Annotated in this window: 17 protein-coding genes; 14 read left to right on the top strand and 3 right to left on the bottom strand. The window is 71.5% G+C overall.

Annotated elements, in window-relative coordinates; all coding sequences use genetic code 11:
• Window positions 1–30: 30 nt before the first annotated feature.
• Entirely contained in the window at window positions 31–216 is a 186-nt protein-coding gene (rpmB, locus tag AC3IX6_RS09945) for a 50S ribosomal protein L28 (RefSeq protein WP_073911113.1), read from the bottom strand.
• Between the two features lie 243 nt (window positions 217–459).
• Between rpmB and AC3IX6_RS09940 the strand changes: the two genes are divergently transcribed.
• The 9 genes from AC3IX6_RS09940 (at window position 460) to mutM (ending at window position 9,580) form a co-directional block, all read left to right on the top strand.
• Window positions 460–2,106: a DAK2 domain-containing protein gene (locus tag AC3IX6_RS09940; protein WP_489369832.1), complete on the top strand. Its 1,647-nt coding sequence runs from the start codon at window positions 460–462 to the stop codon at window positions 2,104–2,106.
• A 26-nt stretch (window positions 2,107–2,132) separates the two neighbouring features.
• Window positions 2,133–4,370, top strand: a complete 2,238-nt coding sequence (recG, locus tag AC3IX6_RS09935; RefSeq protein ID WP_489369831.1) for an ATP-dependent DNA helicase RecG — start codon at window positions 2,133–2,135, stop codon at window positions 4,368–4,370.
• 62 nt (window positions 4,371–4,432) lie between these two features.
• Window positions 4,433–5,011, top strand: a complete 579-nt coding sequence (rsmD, locus tag AC3IX6_RS09930) for a 16S rRNA (guanine(966)-N(2))-methyltransferase RsmD (protein ID WP_489369830.1) — start codon at window positions 4,433–4,435, stop codon at window positions 5,009–5,011.
• Window positions 5,012–5,040: 29 nt separating this feature from the next.
• Entirely contained in the window at window positions 5,041–5,520 is a 480-nt protein-coding gene (gene coaD, locus AC3IX6_RS09925; protein WP_243337845.1) for a pantetheine-phosphate adenylyltransferase, read from the top strand.
• 117 nt (window positions 5,521–5,637) lie between these two features.
• Window positions 5,638–6,726 (top strand): DivIVA domain-containing protein, encoded by a 1,089-nt coding sequence (locus AC3IX6_RS09920; RefSeq protein WP_489369829.1) that lies wholly within the window; start codon window positions 5,638–5,640, stop codon window positions 6,724–6,726.
• Between the two features lie 133 nt (window positions 6,727–6,859).
• Window positions 6,860–7,525: a YceD family protein gene (locus AC3IX6_RS09915; RefSeq protein ID WP_267038267.1), complete on the top strand. Its 666-nt coding sequence runs from the start codon at window positions 6,860–6,862 to the stop codon at window positions 7,523–7,525.
• Between the two features lie 2 nt (window positions 7,526–7,527).
• A complete protein-coding gene (rpmF, locus tag AC3IX6_RS09910; protein ID WP_003965982.1) occupies window positions 7,528–7,701 on the top strand; it encodes a 50S ribosomal protein L32 in 174 nt (57 codons plus the stop codon).
• 19 nt (window positions 7,702–7,720) lie between these two features.
• The gene (rnc, locus tag AC3IX6_RS09905) at window positions 7,721–8,542 is read left to right on the top strand and encodes a ribonuclease III (RefSeq protein WP_489369828.1); all 822 of its coding nucleotides are present in this window, start codon (window positions 7,721–7,723) and stop codon (window positions 8,540–8,542) included.
• A gap of 168 nt (window positions 8,543–8,710) precedes the next feature.
• Window positions 8,711–9,580: a bifunctional DNA-formamidopyrimidine glycosylase/DNA-(apurinic or apyrimidinic site) lyase gene (gene mutM, locus AC3IX6_RS09900; RefSeq protein ID WP_489369827.1), complete on the top strand. Its 870-nt coding sequence runs from the start codon at window positions 8,711–8,713 to the stop codon at window positions 9,578–9,580.
• Here the strand turns inward: mutM and AC3IX6_RS09895 are convergent.
• Window positions 9,535–9,975 carry a winged helix-turn-helix transcriptional regulator gene (locus tag AC3IX6_RS09895; RefSeq protein ID WP_489369826.1) on the bottom strand — a complete coding sequence of 147 codons (441 nt, stop codon included), beginning with the start codon at window positions 9,973–9,975 and terminating at the stop codon, window positions 9,535–9,537. The two genes, mutM and AC3IX6_RS09895, sit on opposite strands and share 46 nt — an antisense overlap.
• A 149-nt stretch (window positions 9,976–10,124) precedes the next feature.
• Between AC3IX6_RS09895 and AC3IX6_RS09890 the strand changes: the two genes are divergently transcribed.
• Window positions 10,125–10,721, top strand: coding sequence for a flavodoxin family protein (locus AC3IX6_RS09890; RefSeq protein WP_489371392.1), 597 nt, complete (start codon window positions 10,125–10,127; stop codon window positions 10,719–10,721).
• A 149-nt stretch (window positions 10,722–10,870) separates the two neighbouring features.
• On the opposite strand, the gene AC3IX6_RS09885 is transcribed toward AC3IX6_RS09890, so the two are convergent.
• The gene (locus AC3IX6_RS09885) at window positions 10,871–11,734 is read right to left on the bottom strand and encodes a CAP domain-containing protein (RefSeq protein ID WP_489369825.1); all 864 of its coding nucleotides are present in this window, start codon (window positions 11,732–11,734) and stop codon (window positions 10,871–10,873) included.
• A gap of 178 nt (window positions 11,735–11,912) precedes the next feature.
• On the opposite strand from AC3IX6_RS09885, the gene AC3IX6_RS09880 reads away from it, so the two are divergent.
• The 4 genes from AC3IX6_RS09880 to AC3IX6_RS09865 all read left to right on the top strand — a co-directional run bounded on the left by AC3IX6_RS09880 (window position 11,913) and on the right by AC3IX6_RS09865 (window position 18,577).
• Window positions 11,913–12,194, top strand: coding sequence for an acylphosphatase (locus AC3IX6_RS09880; RefSeq protein WP_489369824.1), 282 nt, complete (start codon window positions 11,913–11,915; stop codon window positions 12,192–12,194).
• Window positions 12,195–12,560: 366 nt separating this feature from the next.
• Entirely contained in the window at window positions 12,561–12,776 is a 216-nt protein-coding gene (locus tag AC3IX6_RS09875) for a hypothetical protein (protein WP_030227372.1), read from the top strand.
• A gap of 203 nt (window positions 12,777–12,979) precedes the next feature.
• Window positions 12,980–16,948, top strand: coding sequence for an AAA family ATPase (locus tag AC3IX6_RS09870; RefSeq protein WP_489369823.1), 3,969 nt, complete (start codon window positions 12,980–12,982; stop codon window positions 16,946–16,948).
• Window positions 16,949–17,143: 195 nt separating this feature from the next.
• Window positions 17,144–18,577, top strand: coding sequence for a sugar porter family MFS transporter (locus tag AC3IX6_RS09865; RefSeq protein WP_489369822.1), 1,434 nt, complete (start codon window positions 17,144–17,146; stop codon window positions 18,575–18,577).

Genomic DNA, 18,577 nt, shown 5'->3' with positions numbered 1-18,577 from the left:
CCGGAAAGGGCTGCGCTACGACGGAAGGCGTCAGCGCGAGACCTTGCCGGCCTTGATGCACGAGGTGCAGGCGTTGAGGCGCTTCGGCGTCCCATTGACCACGGCACGGACACGCTGGATGTTCGGGTTCCAGCGACGCGAGGTGCGGCGGTGCGAGTGGGAAATGCTGTTGCCGAAGCTCGGCCCCTTGGCGCAAACGTCGCAGTTGGCAGCCACAGGTCACTCCAAAGACTTCAGATGCACTTACAGTGAATCCCGGCGCACCGGTATCAGGGATCTGAAGTGGTTTGCCGGGGGGAATGGCCCGACTCTCATCGGGCAACCGGAGCAGCATACAACGACTGCCTCGGTCCAAGAAAACTACCATGTCCACGGCCGCCCCCGCCCCGGGGTCCCGCCCGCCCGGCAGTCCTTCGTTACCCTGCGGTGAACCCTGGCCCGCACAAGGAGGAACGCCCGGTGGCGCACCAGCCTCAGCCGTACCCCCTGAACGCCGAAGCGGTACGCACCTGGAGCTCGCTGACCCTGGCCGCACTGGGCCGGGCCCGCGAGGACATCGACGCGATCAACGTCTATCCCGTCGCCGACGCGGACACCGGCACCAACCTCTACCTGACCGCGGAATCGGCCGACCGCGAGCTCGCGGACCTCCTCGCCGGAGTGACGGACGGCACAGCCGGAGCCTCCCTCCCCGAGGCCGTACGGGCCTTCGCGCACGGCGCCCTGATAGGCGCCCGGGGCAACTCCGGGACGATCCTCGCGCAGCTGCTGCGCGGAGTGGCCGACGTACTCGGCGACGAACCCGCCGACCGTGATCCCGCACGGCTGCTCGCACAGGCGCTGACCCGGGCCGCCGAGGAGGCCTACCGGGCCGTCGCGCACCCGGTGGAGGGCACCATGCTCACCGTCGCCACCGCCGCCGCCAGGGCTGCCGAAGCCGCCGCCGGACCCACCGGGAACGCCGCCGACGTGGCCGGTGCCGCCTACGACGCGGCCCGCGCGGCCCTCGCCGAAACCCCGGGGCAGCTGGCCGCGCTCGGCCGGGCCGGAGTGGTCGACGCAGGGGGCTGCGGACTCGTCGCCGTGCTCGGGGCCCTGTGGCAGACGTTGTCCGGACGGGAGCCGGCGCCCGAGCCGGTGCGCGGCCGGGCCGTGCCCGTACCGAGGCCGCAGGAGCCCTGCGCCGAGGAGGAGCACGGCGGACCCGCCTACGAGGTGATCTACCTGCTGGAGGCCGCCGAAACGGAGGTCGACCGGCTGCGCGACCGGCTCGACGCCCTCGGAGACTCCCTCGTGGTGGTCGGCGGCGACGGGCTGTGGAACGTCCACGTCCACGTCGACGACCCCGGCGCGGCCGTGGAGGCCGCGGTGGTCGCCGGGCGGCCGTACCGGATCCGCATCACGCACTTCGGCGACGAACGCCGCCGGGCCCGCGGCGAGCGCTCCCAGCGCGCGGTCGTCGCCGTGGTCCAGGGCGAGGGGCTGGCCGGCCTCTGCGGAGAGGCGGGCGCCACCACCGTGCTCGCCCGGCCCGGGGAGCCCCCGGCCGTCGCCGAACTGGCCGACGCCATCCGCGAGGCGCACGCCCGCGAGGTCGTCCTGCTCCCGAACGGCGCCGAACTGCGCGCGGTCGCGGCGGCCGCCGCCCAGCAGGCGCGCGCCGAAGGCGTACGCGTCGCCGTGATCCCCACCCGCTCCGAGGTCCAGGGCCTGGCCGCGCTCGCCGTGCACGACCCGGACGGCACCTTCGACGAGGACGTCGTCGCCATGACGGCGGCCGCCGGAGCCACCCGCTACGGCGAACTCGCCGTCGCCGAGCGGCAGTCCTTCACCTCGGCCGGCATCTGCCAGGCCGGCGACGTGCTCGGGCTCATCGACGGCGACGTGGCCGTCATCGGCACGGGCCTGGCCGAGACCGCCGAGGCCGTCCTGGCCCGCATGCTCGGATCCGGCGGCGAACTGGTCACCCTCGTCATGGGCCCCGAGGCACCGGACGCGCTGGCCGAGCGCCTGGAGGCGTACGTCCAGCACGGCCACCTCGCCGTGGACACCGTCACCTATCAGGGCGGCCGCTGGTCCGCGCCGCTGCTCATCGGGGTGGAATAGCCGGGTTGTCGGCCCCATGGTGTGCAATGGAACACGTGCCCGCGCTCGACGAAGACCTCAAGAAGACCCTCGGCCCCGCCACCGCGAAGGTGCTGGCCGAGCAGCTCGGCCTGCACACGGCCCTGGACCTGCTCCACCACTACCCCCGGCGGTACGCGGAGCGCGGCGAGCTGACCTCGCTGGCCGAACTCGCCGACCAGATCGACGAACACGTCACGGTGGTCGCGCAGGTCGCCGACGCGCGCCTGCTGACGTACCAGGGCAGCCGGGGCGGCGGAAAGCGCCTCGAAGTCACCATCACCGACGGCAGCGGACGGCTCCAGCTCGTCTTCTTCGGCTCCGGCGTCCACAAACCGCACAAGGAACTGCTCCCCGGCAGCCGCGCGATGTTCGCGGGCAAGGTCGGGATGTTCAACCACAAGCTCCAGCTCGCCCACCCTGCCTACGAGCCCCTCGGCGCGGACGCCTCCGACCGGGACGCGGCCACCGCCTTCGCGAGCCAGCTCATCCCGATCTACCCGGCCTGCGCGAAGCTGGAGTCCTGGAAGATCGCCAAGTGCGTGGACGCGGTGCTCCCCACGGCCCAGGAGGTCGTCGACCCGCTGCCGCCCGCCCTGCGCGAGGACCGCGGGCTGGTCCCGCTCACCGAGGCCCTGCTGAAGATCCACCGCCCGGTCACCAAGGCCGACATCGAGGACGCCCGCGGGCGCCTCAAGTGGGACGAGGCCTTCGTCCTCCAGGTCGCCCTGGCCCGCCGCCGGCACGCCGACTCCCAGCTCCCGGCGGTACCCCGCCGACCCACCCCCGGCGGTCTCCTCGAATCCTTCGACGCCAAGCTCCCCTTCACCCTCACCGAAGGCCAGCGGACCGTCTCGAAGGAGATCTTCGACGACCTCGCCACCGACCACCCCATGCACCGCCTCCTCCAGGGCGAAGTGGGCAGCGGGAAGACGCTGGTCGCGCTGCGGGCCATGCTCGCCGTCGTCGACTCCGGCGGGCAGGCCGCGATGCTCGCCCCCACCGAGGTGCTCGCGCAGCAGCACCACCGGTCCATCACCGAAATGATGGGCGAGCTCGCCGAGGGAGGCATGCTCGGCGGCTCCGACCGGGGGACCAAAGTGGTCCTGCTCACCGGCTCGATGGGGATGCCCGCCCGCCGCCAGGCGCTGCTCGACCTGATCACCGGCGAGGCCGGGCTCGTGATCGGCACGCACGCCCTGATCGAGGACAAGGTGCAGTTCCACGACCTCGGCCTGGTCGTCGTCGACGAGCAGCACCGCTTCGGCGTGGAACAGCGCGACGCCCTGCGCTCCAAGGGAAAGCAGCCCCCGCACCTGCTCGTCATGACCGCCACCCCGATCCCGCGGACCGTCGCCATGACCGTCTTCGGTGATCTGGAGACCTCCGTACTGGACCAGCTCCCCGCCGGCCGCTCCCCGATCGCCACCCACGTGGTGCCCGCCAAGGACAAGCCGCACTTCCTCGCCCGGGCCTGGGAGCGGGTCCGCGAGGAAGTGGAGAACGGCCACCAGGCGTACGTGGTCTGCCCGCGCATCGGCGACGGCGAGGACGAGAACGGCAAGGGCGCCAAGGGAGCCAAGGGAGCCGCCGCCAAGAAGAAGGCGGCGGCCGAGGAGGACGGCGACCGGCGCCCCCCGCTCGCGGTGCTGGAGATCGCCGAGCAGCTCACCCGGGGCCCCCTCGCCGGACTGTCCGTCGAGGTGCTGCACGGGCGGATGGACCCCGCCGACAAGGACGACGTGATGCGCCGCTTCACCGCGGGCGAGGTCAAGGTGCTGGTCGCCACCACCGTCATCGAGGTCGGCGTGAACGTCCCCAACTCCACCGTCATGGTCATCATGGACGCGGACCGCTTCGGCGTCTCCCAGCTCCACCAGCTCCGCGGCCGCGTCGGCCGCGGCTCCGCCCCCGGACTGTGCCTGCTGGTCAGCGAGATGCACGAGGCCAGCCCCGCCCGCGCCCGGCTCGCGGCCGTCGCCGCCACCCTGGACGGCTTCGAGCTCTCCCGCATCGACCTGGAGCAGCGCCGCGAGGGCGATGTCCTCGGCCAGGCCCAGTCCGGTGTCCGCTCCTCGCTGCGGATGCTCGCGGTGATCGAGGACGAGGAGGTCATCACCCAGGCCCGGGAGGAGGCCACCCGCGTGGTCGCCGCCGATCCCGAGCTCACGGACCTGCCGGGCCTGCGCACCGCCCTGGACGCCCTGCTGGACACCGAGCGGGAGCAGTACCTGGAGAAGGGGTGACGGGCACGACCTATCGTTGGAGGCCTGCACCATCCTCCGCCCCGCTCACCGAAGGACCCCAGATGACCCGCGTGATCGCCGGAAGCGCCGGCGGGCGACGCCTCGCCGTACCGCCCGGCACCGGCACCCGCCCGACCTCGGACCGGATGCGCGAAGGCCTCTTCTCCACCTGGGAGTCGCTGCACGGAGTCGAGGGAGCCCGCGTCCTCGACCTCTACGCCGGTTCCGGCGCCGTCGGCCTGGAGGCGCTCTCCCGGGGCGCGGACCACGCGCTGCTGGTCGAGCCCGACGCCAAGGCCGCCAAGGCGATCAAGGACAACATCGCGTCGGTCGGCCTGCCCGGCGCCGAATTCCGCTCCGGCAGGGCCGAGCAGATCGCGGCCGGCGCCGCGCACGGAGCCCCGTACGACATGGTCTTCCTGGATCCGCCGTACGAGGTGGAGCACGCCGACCTCTGCGAGATCCTCCTCACACTCCGGTCCAATGGCTGGCTCACCGAGGACGCGCTCGTCACCGTGGAGCGCAGGACCCGCAGCGGGGCCTTCCCGTGGCCGGACGGCTTCGAGCCGCTGCGCTCCAGGAAGTACGGCGAGGGCACCCTTTGGTACGGTCGCGCCGCTTCCGTCAGCGAAGACTCATGAAGCCCGCACCCGGGAACGAGGGAATGCAGTTGCGCCGCGCCGTCTGTCCGGGGTCGTTCGACCCCATCACCAACGGACACCTCGACATCATCGGCAGGGCCTCCCGGCTCTACGACGTGGTCCACGTCGCCGTGATGATCAACCAGTCCAAGCAGGGACTCTTCACCGTCGAGGAGCGGATCGAGCTGATCCGCGAGGCGACCGCCGGCTACGGCAACATCGTGGTCGAGTCCTTCCACGGGCTCCTCGTCGACTTCTGCAAGCAGCGGGAGATCCCGGCCATCGTCAAGGGCCTGCGCGCCGTCAGCGACTTCGACTACGAGCTGCAGATGGCCCAGATGAACATGGGCCTGTCGGGCGTCGAGACGCTCTTCGTCCCGACCAACCCCACCTACAGCTTCCTGTCCTCCTCCCTGGTCAAGGAAGTCGCGGCCTGGGGCGGCGACGTCGCCCACCTGCTGCCCGCGCACGTGCACGCCGCACTGCTGGAGCGCCTGCCCCGGCGCTGACCCCGGTCGCCGCCGCCCCTGACCGGGAGTCAGCCGGTGTCGGCTCCCGGGCCGGTGGCCTTACAGTCGTCCCGTCCGTCTCGGGAACCGCCCGGGGCCGAGAGAGTGCGAGCACCCATGGACGTGCAGAAGAAGCTCGACGAGATCGTCGCGGCCGTCGGCAGCGCCCGGTCCATGCCCATGTCGGCTTCGTGCGTGATCAACCGCGCCGAGCTGCTCGCCCAGCTCGAAGAGGTCCGCAAGGCGCTGCCGGGCTCGCTCGCACAGGCCCAGGAGCTCATCGGCGGCCGGGAGCAGATGGTCGAGGAGGCCCGCCGCGAGGCCGACCGGATCATCGAGTCGGCGCACGCCCAGCGCGGTTCGCTGATCTCCGACACGGAGGTGGCGCGGCGCTCCCAGGACGAGGCGGACCGGATCCTGGCGGAGGCCCGCCGGGAGGCGGACGAGGTCAAGGCCGAGGCCGACGACTACGTCGACAGCAAGCTCGCGAACTTCGAGGTCGTGCTCACCAAGACCATCGGCTCGGTGGACCGGGGCCGCGAGAAGCTGCTGGGCCGGGGGGCCGGGCTCGACGAGCAGGGCTACCCCGACGCCGAGGCGCCCGAGCGCAGCCACGACCCCGAGACGCAGCGGCAGCAGGCGGACGCGTACGTGGACACCAAGCTGGCCACCTTCGAAGCGGTGCTCTCCAAGACCCTGGAGGCCGTCGGCCGGGGCCGCCAGAAGCTCCTCGGCCGCGTGGCCACGGACGACCTCGGCGCGCACATGGCCGCCCAGGACGCCGCGGGGCACCAGCAGTCGCGTTCCTCGAGCGACGCGGACTTCCTCGCGGGGCTGGCCGAACCGCAGGCGCCGCTGATCCCCGCGCAGGCCCAGCCCGAGCCGCAGCCCTCGTACGACGCCTACGCCTACCAGCAGCCGGTGCACCAGCCCGTCCAGCAGGACGCGTACGCCTACCAGGACCCGTACTCCGGTGCGAGCACCGGCTCCACTGGAGCGGCTTACGCCGCGCACTATGTCGACCAGCAGGTCCAGCAGCAGCCCGACCCCTACGCGGTCTCGTACGAGCAGCAGCAGCCCGACCCCTACGGCGGCTACCAGCAGCAGCCCGTGCAGGACCAGCAGGCGGCGCTCGACGAGACCAGCTTCTTCGACACGAGCATGATCAATCTGGACCAGCTGCGTCAGTACGAGCAGGGCCGCTGAGCTCGCCGGGGACCTGGATTGGGCTCAGGGCGAAGCGGCGGGTATCCTGGCTCTTCGGTCGCGCGTATGCACCGCGATCCATGCTGCCCCTGAGTGGCGGAAACCTTGATTTTCAGCAGTCTCCAGTGATTTTGTGAAAGCGGGAACAGCCCTGAACACCCACCTCGACCACCGCAACCCCCTCGTGTTCGACACGCACGAGCTGGGTCGGCGTCCTGGTGCCATGCTGCGGCTGTCCCGCGAGATCGCGGCACCGGCGGACCTCGGTCTCGCCGGTGTCATCGGAGTGCCCCAGGGCAACCCGCTGAACCTCAAGCTCCGCCTGGAGTCGGTCATGGAAGGGGTGCTTGTCACAGGCACCGTCCGTGGCTGGGCGACCGGGGAGTGCGTAAGGTGTCTGGAGGCCGTCGAGCGCGAGCTCAAGGCGGAGTTCCAGGAGATGTTCTCGTACCCTGACGCCGACGACCGGATCCGCTCCAAGGCGGAGCCGGCCGACGACGCCGAGGACGACGAGGACACGCTCTTTCTCGAGGACGGTTTGTTCGACCTCGAATCCGTGCTGCGCGACGTGGTGGTGCTCGCACTGCCGCTGCAGCCGGTGTGCCGGGAGGACTGTCTCGGACTGTGCCCCGATTGCGGGCTCAGCCTGAACGACGACCCGGACCACCACCATGACGCCGTCGACATCCGTTGGGCGGCATTGCAGGGACTCGTCACCGATCAGGGCGTCGAGAAGGACAATATGAGCGGCACTGCCTCCGACGGAGTTCAGAGCGCCGCCGAGAAGCAGGAGAAGTAGCCGTGGCTGTTCCGAAGCGGAAGATGTCGCGCAGCAACACGCGCCACCGCCGGTCGCAGTGGAAGGCTGCGGTCCCCACCCTGGTTTCGTGTGAGCGTTGCCAGGAGCCGAAGCTCCAGCACATTGCGTGCCCGAGCTGCGGCACCTACAATAAGCGCCAGGTCCTCGAGGTCTGAGCGGCTGGTGAGAGGCGCAATGTCTGAGCTGTCCAACGCTGAGAAGCAGGCAGTCAGTAACAACGCGGCCTCGTCCCACGTGCTTCTGGAAGGGCGGCTCGGGTATCGACTCGAGTCCGCCCTTCTGGTGCGTGCGCTGACCCACCGCTCGTACGCGTACGAGAACGGCGGTCTGCCCACCAACGAACGCCTGGAGTTCCTCGGGGACTCCGTGCTGGGCCTGGTGGTCACGGACACGCTGTACACGACCCACCCCGACCTGCCGGAAGGCCAACTGGCCAAACTGCGGGCCGCGGTAGTCAACTCGCGTGCACTGGCGGAGGTCAGCCGCGGCCTCGAACTCGGCTCCTTCATCCGGCTCGGCCGGGGCGAAGAGGGCACGGGTGGCCGGGACAAGGCCTCCATCCTCGCCGACACCCTTGAAGCGGTGATCGGCGCGGTCTACCTCGACCAGGGTCTCGACGCGGCCTCGGAGCTGGTTCACCGGCTCTTCGACCCGCTCATCGACAGGTCCTCGAACCTCGGCGCCGGCCTGGACTGGAAGACCAGTCTCCAGGAACTCACGGCCGCCGAAGGTCTCGGGGTGCCCGAATACCTGGTCACCGAGACCGGCCCGGACCACGAGAAGACCTTCACCGCCGCCGCGCGCGTCGGTGGGACCTCTTACGGCACCGGTGTCGGGCGCAGCAAGAAGGAAGCGGAACAGCAGGCGGCCGAGTCCGCGTGGCGCGGTATCAGTACCGCGGCGGACAAGGGGATCGCGGCTCCGGCCGGGACCGATGCCGCTCCGGCCGAGGACGGCGGGGCGACGACCCCCGCCGACCCTGCGCCGGACGCCTGACCCGTTCTTCCGGGAACCCCCCGCCCCGTCACCTGCTCCGGCAGGTGGCGGGGCGGACCCGTTTCCGGACGCCGGCAGCCCCCGGAAGAGCGGGTGGGGGCCGGGCCCCGCAGGGCAAGTCGGTACGCTCGCGGGAGAGAGCCCGATCCGAACCCCCGGAGGAACACCGTGCCCGAGCTGCCCGAGGTCGAAGTGGTGCGGCGCGGGCTGGAGCGCTGGGTGGCCGGGCGGACCGTGCAGGCCGTCGAGGTCCTGCATCCGCGCGCCGTACGCCGGCACGAGGGCGGCGGCGCCGATTTCGCGGCGCGGCTCACGGGGGAGACCTTCGGGGTGCCGAGGCGGCGGGGCAAGTACCTGTGGCTGCCGCTGGAGGACCGGGAGCACTCCGTGCTCGGACACCTCGGAATGAGCGGGCAACTGCTCGTGCAGCCCGAGGGGGCGCCCGACGAGAAGCACCTGCGCATCCGGGTGCGGTTCGGGGACGGGGCCGGGACGGAGCTGCGCTTCGTCGACCAGCGGACCTTCGGCGGGCTGTCGCTGCACCCCTGCGTCCCCGACAGCGCGGAAGGGCTGCCCGACGTCATCGCGCACATCGCGCGGGACCCCCTGGATCCGCTGTTCGACGAGACGGCCTACCATCTGGCGCTGCGTGCCAAGCGCACCACCGTGAAGCGGGCGCTGCTCGACCAGTCGCTGATCAGCGGGGTCGGAAACATCTACGCGGACGAATCGCTCTGGCGCGCCAAGCTGCACTACGAGCGCCCCACGGCCACCCTCACGCGCCCCCGGAGCACGGAGCTCCTCGGCCACGTCCGGGACGTCATGAACGAAGCCCTCGCCGTCGGCGGCACCAGCTTCGACAGCCTCTACGTCAACGTCAACGGGGAGTCCGGCTACTTCGACCGCTCGCTCGACGCCTACGGGCGCGAGGACGAGCCCTGTCGGCGCTGCGGCACTCCGATGCGCCGCAGTCCCTGGATGAACCGGTCGAGCTACTTCTGCCCGCGCTGCCAGCGGCCTTCGCGCGTGGCGTCGTAGGCGGACCGGGACGAGAGCACCGAGGGCATGCTGCCTTCCAGCAGCCCTATGAGCGCGTCGACGCGCTCCGCGACCACCACGCCGAACGGGGTCAGCTCGTAGTCGACGCGCGGCGGGTTCGTCGGCTGGGCCTCCCGGTTGACGATGCCGTCGCGCTCCAGTGCGTGCAGGGTCTGGGAGAGCATCTTCTCGCTGATGCCGTCCACGCGGCGGCGCAGCTCGTTGAACCGGCACGGCCCCTTGGACAGGGCACCGACCGTGAGGCTGCCCCAGCGACCCGTGACGTGTTCCAGCGTCTCGCGGGACGGGCACGTGCGAGCGAATACGTCGAAAGCTTCGGAGGCCTGTTCGGGCACGCCGTCGCCCTCGGTCTCGCCACACCCTGGAGTCTGCATGGTTTCAGCCTACTACTGCGCAGCGCCAGCCAGGCAGGTTGCGCTTTCGAAAAGTTAGTGGTTACCTCGGTGTCGTTGCATCACGCCGCACAGCCGCACAACGCCGTGTACCCCCACGGTGTTTTCCGAGGGAGACCGTCTTGTCCGGAATCACGCACAACCCCGTCGTTTCGATCGCCTACCACTCCGGCTACGGACACACCGCCGTGATCGCCGAGGCCGTCAAGGCCGGTGCCGTCGATGCCGGTGCGACCGTGCACATGATCAAGGTCGACGAGATCGACGAAGCGAAGTGGGAGCTCCTGACCGCGTCCGACGCGATCATCTTCGGCTCGCCGACCTACATGGGCACCGCCTCCGGCGCCTTCCACGTCTTCGCCGAGGCCAGCTCGAAGATCTGGTTCGTGGCCGGCTGGCAGGACAAGGTCGCCGCGGGCTTCACCAACTCCGGTTCCAAGTCCGGCGACAAGGGCAACACCCTCGACTACTTCCAGACCCTGGCCTCGCAGCACGGCATGAGCTGGGTCAACCTGGGTCTGAAGCCGGGCTGGAACTCCAGCACCGGTTCGGAGAACGACCTCAACCGCCTCGGCTTCTTCGACGGCGCCACCGCGCAGTCCAACGGTGACCAGGGTCCCGAGTTCGTCCACAAGGCCGACATCGCCACCGCCGAGCACCTCGGCGCCCGCGTCACCGAGCAGACCCGTGTCCTGCTCGCGGGCCGCGCCGCCCTGGCTTCGGTCTGACGGTCCGGCGGTCTGAAGGGCTGACGTACGGCCCGGGTGCGGGGCGCTGCCCGCCCGGCACGGGAGCGGTACGGAGAAACGGGCGGGGGCACGGTCGGGCGCGGCGATATCCGCCGCGCGCGACCGTGCCCCCGCCCGTTTTCGGGCCGCTAGAAGCCGAAGTCCTGGGTCCACCAGGGGCCGCCGGCGGCGTTGTACACGCCGACGCCCAGGGTGCGGAACTCGCAGTTGAGGATGTTGGCCTTGTGGCCCGGACTGTTCATCCAGGCCTTCATCACGGCCGCCGCGTCGCCCTGGCCGCGGGCGATGTTCTCGCCGCCCATCCCCGATATGCCGGCCTTGGTGGCGCGGTCCCACGGGGTGTTGCCGTCGGGGTCGGTGTGGTCGAAGAAGCCCCGGACGGCCATGTCCTTGCTGAAGGCTCCGGCCAGCGCCGCCAGCGGCGGGTTCGCCCGGACCGGAACGCAGCCCGCCTGGGCGCGCTCCTGGTTCACCAGGGTCAGTACGGCGGTCTCCTCGGCGGAGTGGCCGGCCGACGCGGGCGGTGCGGGCGGGGCCGCGGGGGCGGAGGTCTTCGGCGCGGAGGGCTTCGGCTTCACCGGGGTCGGAGTAGGGCTCGCCTCCGGGGTCTTCGCCGGCTCCGTGGAGGGGGACGGGGAAGGGGAAGGGGAAGGGGAGGCCGACGGGGAAGGCGAGGCCGAGGGTGCGGGGGAGGAAGGGGTGGCGCCCGCTCCCGAGGGGGCCCGGCCGGACAGGTTGGCGAGGCCGCCCTGCTGCTCCAGCACGGTCCCGGGGTCCGGCGAGGCCTTGGCCCCGGCGTCCGCGGTCTTCGCGTCGGAGCCGGCGGTCTTGACCCCTACGTAGGGGAAGGAGGAGCCGACCGGGACGAAGCCCGTGGTGACGGCCGCCGTGCCGAGGACCACGGCCACGGATGCGCCGAGCAGGCCCCCTCGCAGGGCGGCGCGGCGCTTGCCGCCGGGGCGCGGCGCGGCGTGGAGTCGGTGGCGTCCCATCGCGGCTCACCTTCCTGGGGGTTCGGGATCAGCGCTTCACGGCGCTTCGCAGCGCTTCACAGCACTTCAAGATCAACCTTTACTCACCCAAATGGGTGAGCTCATTGCTGCGCGACTGTACGCCATGGCGAGAGGGGGCGAGGTGACCCGGATTTGTTTGCCCGGTTAGCGTTCAGGCATGAACGAAGATGTGCGGATGACCGCCTGGGTGCGCGGCCGTGTACAGGGAGTGGGCTTCCGCTGGTTCACCAGGGCGAACGCCATGGAGATCGGCGGACTGATCGGCTTCGCGCTCAACCTGGACGACGGGCGAGTGCAGGTGGTGGCCGAAGGTCAACGTGAGAATTGCCACCGGCTCCTGGAGTGGCTGCACGGCGCCGACACGCCCGGGAGCGTGGACGGTGTGACGGAGATCTGGAGCACACCGCGCGGCGGTTACGACGGGTTCGCGATCCGGTGAGCGATCGACTGATCATGTACTGAACACATCGCCGGATGGTCCGCATGCGGTCGGAACTGCGCATTCATCGCCGACGCGTTGCCGACGCGCAGGATCCGTGGAAGGCTCGGAGGCGAGGATGATCTCCACGCCCCTTGCGGGAGCCGGGATGCCCGCCGATACGGGGCGTGATCGTGTTGACCGTCAAACTTTTTGGTGAGACGCTGGAAGCCCCGCGCACCTGAGCTGTTTGGCAGTGCTGGCAGTACACAGTGTCAGCCAAAGATCGATGCAGTGACTGACAGTCGCTGCCGGACATCCGCGGGTGCGATTCCCTCACGACCCACACCGCTTCGGTCGGTCACTCAGTGTGGAGGACCATCCATCATGGCAAAGGCGCTTCTCGGTTACGTCGGCGGTTCCGACCCGCGACTCCTCGCCGAGATGCGACGGCTTCAGCAGCGCGTCCAGGACCTCGAGTCCGAGCTCGGACGAATCCAGTCCGAAAACGACGCTCTGAACGCGGCCGCCGCACAGCACGGAGACTCGCTGCTTGACAGCATCGACCTCGACGTACCCCAGGCGGAGCCTGCGCTCACCTGATCCGCGCTCCCTCGTCGCTCCATCAACGGAACCGCATGATCTGCAAGGGACGCTTCGGCGTCCCTTCTTTCTTTCCCGCCTTTCCCACCTCGGACAAGGTCGCCGGGCGGCGTTGCGCCAGGTGGGGGGCCCATTCCTTTAACGTCTGATCTGCCCTGCACCTTCATGGGCGAAACCGAACGTGAAAGGTAGAGTCCGGCGGCGTGCACCTCAAGTCCCTGACCCTGCGTGGCTTCAAATCATTCGCCTCCGCAACCACCCTGCGCTTCGAGCCGGGCATCACCTGCGTCGTGGGCCCCAACGGCTCCGGCAAGTCCAATGTGGTGGACGCGCTCTCCTGGGTCATGGGCGAACAAGGGGCCAAGTCCCTGCGCGGCGGGAAGATGGAAGACGTCATCTTCGCCGGCACGACCGGCCGCCCGCCGCTCGGCCGCGCCGAGGTCTCGCTCACCATCGACAACTCCGACGGCGCGCTGCCCATCGAGTACGCCGAGGTCACCATCACGCGGATCATGTTCCGCGGCGGCAGCAGCGAGTACCAGATCAACGGCGACACCTGCCGCCTCCTCGACATCCAGGAACTGCTCTCCGACTCCGGCATCGGCCGCGAGATGCACGTGATCGTCGGTCAGGGCCAGCTGGACTCCGTACTGCACGCCGATCCGATGGGCCGCCGCGCCTTCATCGAGGAGGCGGCCGGGGTGCTCAAGCACCGCAAGCGCAAGGAGAAGGCGCTGCGGAAACTGGACGCGATGCAGGCCAATCTCGCACGCGTGCAGGACCTGGGCAACGAGCTGCAGCGACAGCTGAAGCCCCTGGGGCGGCAGGCGGCGGTGGCCCGGCGGGCGGCCGTGATCCAGGCCGACCTGCGGGACGCACGGCTGCGGCTGCTCGCCGACGACCTCGTCACGCTGAAGGGCGCGCTCGACGCGGAGATCGCGGACGAGGCGGCCCTGAAGGAGCGCAAGGAGGCCGCCGAGGCGCAGCTCGCGGCGGCGGTGCGGCGGGAATCCGAACTGGAGGAGGCCGTACGCGAACTCGCGCCCCGGCTCCAGCGGGCGCAGCAGACCTGGTACGAGCTGTCGCAGCTTGCCGAACGGGTGCGCGGGACGGTGTCGCTGGCGGACGCCCGGGTCACCTCGGCCTCGGCTCCGGCCGATGAGGAGCGCCGGGGCCGGGACCCGGAGGAGATGGAGAAGGAGGCCGCGCGGATCCGCGAGCAGGAGGCGGAGCTGACGGCCGCGCTGGAAGCGTCCGCGCGGGCACTGGAGGACACGGTCGCCCACCGGGCCGAGCTGGAGCGCTCGCTGGCCGACGAGGAACGGCGGCTACGGGACGTGGCGCGGGCCATCGCCGACCGGCGCGAGGCGCTGGCGCGGCTGACGGGCCGGCTCGGTGCGGCCCGCTCCCGTGCGGGCGCGGCCCAGGCGGAGATCGACCGGCTGGTCGTGGCCCGGGACGGGGCGCGGGCGCGGGCGGAGGAAGCGCGCGAGGAGTACGAGGCGCTGGCGGAGGAGGTCGGGGAGGAATCCCCGGCGGCGGGTGCCGGTTCCGGTTCCGGGCAGGGGGAGTACGAGGAGGCGCGGGCCGAGCTGGCGGCGGCCGAAGCCGGACTCGGGGAGACCCGGGACGCGCTGGCGGCGGCGGAGCGTTCGCGGGCGGCGGTGTCGGCGCGACGGGATGCCCTGGCGATGGGGCTGCGCCGCAAGGACGGTACGGCGGAGCTGCTCGCGGCGCGGCTGGAGGGGCTGTTGGGGCCTGCGGCGCAGCGCTTGTCCGTGACCCCGGGGTACGAGGTCGCGGTGGCGGCGGCGCTGGGTGCGGCGGCGGACGCGGTGGCCGTCACGTCGACGGCGGCGGCGGCCGGAGCGATCCGGTACCTGCGGGAGGGAGATGCGGGGAGGGCCGCGTTCCTGATCACCCCGGGGCCGGTGGCGGGGGCCGGGGTCCCGGGCCAGGCGGTGGCCTCCGGCGGTTCGCCGACCGGAGCCGGAGCCGGAGCCGGAGCCGGAGCCGGAGCCGGAGCCGGAGCCGGAGCCGGAGCCGGAGCCGGAGCCGGAGTTCCGGGCCAGGCCCCGGCGCCGGATTCGGGCACGGCCCCGGACTCGGATTCAGCTCGGGTCGCGTCTCGGGACTCGGGTCCGGGGGCGGTTTTCCCCCACCCCGCCCCTTCCCGAAACTGGGGCTCCGCCCCAGACCCCGCGCCTCAAGCGCCGGCGGGGCTGAATGCGCCGGGCCCGAGTGGGCCGGGCTCCGCGCCTCAAACGCCGGCGGGGCTGAATGCGCCGGGCCCGGATGGGCCGGGCTCCGGGCCTCAAGTGCCGATGGGGCTGAGTGTGCCGTCGGCGGGGGTGGCCTTGCCGTCCTTGGTGGAAGCGGTCGCTGCCGCAGGGCTGGTGCGCGGGGACGCCGAGGTCGTTCGGGCCGTGGCGTGGGTGTTGCGGGACTTCGTGGTGGTCGGGGGGCTCGACGAGGCGGAGGCGCTCGTCGCCGCGCGGCCCGAGCTGGTGGCCGTGACCGCCGAGGGGGACGTGCTCGGTGCGCACCTCGCGCACGGCGGGTCCGCCGGGGTGCCCAGCCTGATCGAGGTGCGGGCCGCCGTCGACGAGGCCGCGGCGGAGCTGGCCCGGCTGGACGGCCGCTGTCTGGTGCTGGCGGGGGAGAAGGAGGCCGCGGACGCCCGCAGGGTGGCGGCCGGGGCCCGGGTCGAGGAGCTCGGGGAGCTCCGGCGGGCCGCCGAGCGGGCCCGGGCCGGGGTCGCGCAGCAGCTCGGGCGGCTCGCCGGGCAGGCGAAGGGGGCGCTGGGCGAAGCCGAGCGCGCCGCCGCGGCCGCAGCCACGGCGCAGGACGCGCTGGAGCAGGCGCTGGCCGACGTAGAGGAGTGTGCGGAACGGCTCGCCGTCGCTGAGGAGAATGACCTCGTCGAGGATGCGGCGGAGGAGCCGGACACCTCCCGCCGGGACCGGCTCGCGGCCGACGGGGCGAACGCGCGGCAGACCGAGATGGAAGCCCGGCTGCAGCTCAGGACTCATGAGGAGCGGGTGAAGGGGCTCGCCGGCCGGGCCGATTCCCTGGACCGCGGGGCCAGGGCCGAGCGGGAGGCCAGGGCCCGGGCCGAGCGCCGCCGGGAACGGCTGCGGTACGAGGCGCAAGTGGCCGCGGCCGTCGCCGCCGGAGCCCGCGGGCTGCTGGCGCACATCGAGGTGTCGCTGACCCGCGCCGTGGAGGAGCGGACGTCCGCCGAGCACGCGAAGGGCGTGCGGGAGCGCGAGCTCGACGAGGCCCGGGGTCTGGGCCGCGGCCTGAAGGGCGAGCTCGACAAGCTCACGGACTCCGTGCACCGCGGCGAGGTGCTCGGCGCCGAGAAGCGCCTGCGGATCGAGCAGGTGGAGAGCCGTGCGCTGGAGGAGTTCGGCATGGCGGCGCAGGGGCTCGTCGCCGAGTACGGGCCCGACCAGCCGGTGCCGCCGAGCCCGTCCGTGGACGGGGAGGATCCGGATCCGGAGGCCGGGCCGGAGCCCTTCGTGCGCGCCCGGCAGGAGAAGCGGCTGAAGGCGGCCGAGCGGGCCTACCAGCAGCTCGGCAAGGTCAATCCGCTGGCGCTGGAGGAGTTCGCGGCGCTGGAGGAGCGGCACAAGTTCCTCAGCGAGCAGCTGGAGGACCTGCGGAAGACCAGGGCCGACCTCCTTCAGGTCGTCAAGGAGGTCGACGAGCGGGTCGAGCAGGTCTTCACGGAGGCCTACCGGGACACGGCCCGCCAGTTCGAGGGGGTGTTCTCGCGGCTGTTCCCCGGCGGCGAGGGCCGGCTGATCCTGACGGACCCGGACAACATGCTCACCACGGGCGTCGACGTCGAGGCCCGGCCGCCGGGCAAGAAGGTCAAGCGGCTGTCGCTGCTCTCGGGCGGCGAGCGCTCGCTGACCGCCGTGGCCCTGCTGGTCTCCATCTTCAAGGCACGGCCCAGCCCGTTCTACGTGATGGACGAGGTCGAGGCCGCGCTCGACGACACCAACCTGCAGCGGCTGATCCGGATCATGGAGGAGCTGCAGGAGAGCTCCCAGCTGATCGTGATCACGCACCAGAAGCGGACCATGGAGGTCGCCGACGCGCTCTACGGGGTCTCGATGCAGGGCGACGGGGTGTCGAAGGTCATCAGCCAGCGCCTGCGCTGACGGGGCGGCCGGTTGTGACGGCGTGACCGGGCGGCCGGACGAGCCCGGGCGGGGCCAGTCGGGGTGTGGCCGGGCCCGTCCGGAGCAGGCGCGCCCCTGATGGCCCTTCCGGGTGGTGCCCGATCTTGAGCCGTGCGCCACTGGGAGGGATCACACCCTCAGCCCGTCACCGCAGCCGGCACGCAGGAGCGCACCTTGAGCAGCAGCACGACGCGGCCCCAGGCCCCGGGCGGCGGCCCGGCATCGCAGCCCGACCACCTCGGGCACGTCATCTTCATCACCGCGGCGGCCGCCATGGGCGGGTTCCTCTTCGGCTACGACAGCTCCGTCATCAACGGTGCGGTGGTCGCGATCCGGGACCGCTTCGACGTCGGGCCCGCCACCCTCGCCCAGGTGATCGCCGCCGCTCTGATCGGCTGCGCCCTCGGCGCCGCCACGGCCGGCCGCATCGCCGACCGGATCGGCCGCATCCGCTGCATGCAGATCGCGGCCGTCCTCTTCACGGCCAGCGCCATCGGCTCGGCCCTGCCCTTCGCGCTCTGGGACCTGGCGGTGTGGCGGGTCATCGGCGGCTTCGGCATCGGCATGGCCTCGGTCATCGGCCCGGCCTACATCGCCGAGGTCTCGCCGCCCGCGTACCGCGGCCGGCTCGCCTCCTTCCAGCAGGCGGCGATCGTCATCGGCATCGCCATTTCCCAGCTCGTCAACTGGGGGATCCTCAACCTCGCGGACGGCGACCAGCGCGGCAAGATCGGCGGCCTGGAAGCCTGGCAGTGGATGCTCGGCGTGATGGTGATCCCGGCCGTGCTCTACGGGCTGATGTCCTTCGTGATCCCGGAATCCCCGCGCTTCCTGATCTCCGTCGGCCGCAACGCCGAGGCCCGCAAGGTGCTCGCCGAGGTCGAGGGCGAGCACATCGACCTCGACGGGCGCGTCGCCGACATCGAGCACGCCATGCGCTCCGAGCACAAGTCCACCTTCAAGGACCTGCTCGGCAGCAAGCGCGGATTCCTGCCCATCGTCTGGATCGGCATCGGGCTGTCCGTCTTCCAGCAGCTCGTCGGCATCAACGTGATCTTCTACTACAGCTCCTCGCTGTGGCAGTCGGTCGGCATCGACCCGAGCGCCTCGTTCCTGTACTCCTTCGAGACCTCGGTCGTGAACATCATCGGCACGGTGATCGCGATGATCTTCGTGGACCGGATCGGCCGCAAGCCGCTCGCCCTCATCGGCTCCGTCGGCATGGCGATCTCTCTGGGCCTGGCGGCCTGGGCCTTCTCCTACAAGTCCGGGGCCGGAGACGACATCGCGCTGCCGCACGCCCAGGGCATCGTGGCCCTGGTCGCGGCCAACTGCTTCGTGCTCTTCTTCGCGCTGTCCTGGGGCGTGGTCGTCTGGGTGCTGCTCGGGGAGATGTTCCCCGGCCGGATCCGCGCGGCCGCGCTCGGTGTGGCCGCCGCCGCCCAGTGGATCGCCAACTGGGTCATCACGGTGTCGTTCCCGACCCTGTCGGACTGGAACCTCTCCGGCGCCTACGTCATCTACACGGTCTTCGCCGTGCTCTCGATCCCGTTCATCCTCAAGTGGGTGCCGGAGACCAAGGGCAAGGCGCTGGAGGAGATGGGCTGA

This window comes from Streptomyces sp. GL_141, from assembly GCF_057834385.1.
Note: the sequence above shows the minus strand (reverse complement) of the source record. Positions and strands in the feature narration are given on the sequence as shown.

Bases quoted from the DNA above. Each gene is read 5' to 3' on its own strand.
- recG (WP_489369831.1), top strand. From the start codon at position 2,133: ATGGAACACGTGCCCGCGCTCGACGAAGACCTCAAGAAGACCCTCGGC.
- rsmD (WP_489369830.1), top strand. From the start codon at position 4,433: ATGACCCGCGTGATCGCCGGAAGCGCCGGCGGGCGACGCCTCGCCGTA.
- AC3IX6_RS09920 (WP_489369829.1), top strand. From the start codon at position 5,638: ATGGACGTGCAGAAGAAGCTCGACGAGATCGTCGCGGCCGTCGGCAGC.
- rnc (WP_489369828.1), top strand. From the start codon at position 7,721: ATGTCTGAGCTGTCCAACGCTGAGAAGCAGGCAGTCAGTAACAACGCG.
- AC3IX6_RS09895 (WP_489369826.1), bottom strand. From the start codon at position 9,975: ATGCAGACTCCAGGGTGTGGCGAGACCGAGGGCGACGGCGTGCCCGAA.
- AC3IX6_RS09885 (WP_489369825.1), bottom strand. From the start codon at position 11,734: ATGGGACGCCACCGACTCCACGCCGCGCCGCGCCCCGGCGGCAAGCGC.
- AC3IX6_RS09880 (WP_489369824.1), top strand. From the start codon at position 11,913: ATGAACGAAGATGTGCGGATGACCGCCTGGGTGCGCGGCCGTGTACAG.
- AC3IX6_RS09875 (WP_030227372.1), top strand. From the start codon at position 12,561: ATGGCAAAGGCGCTTCTCGGTTACGTCGGCGGTTCCGACCCGCGACTC.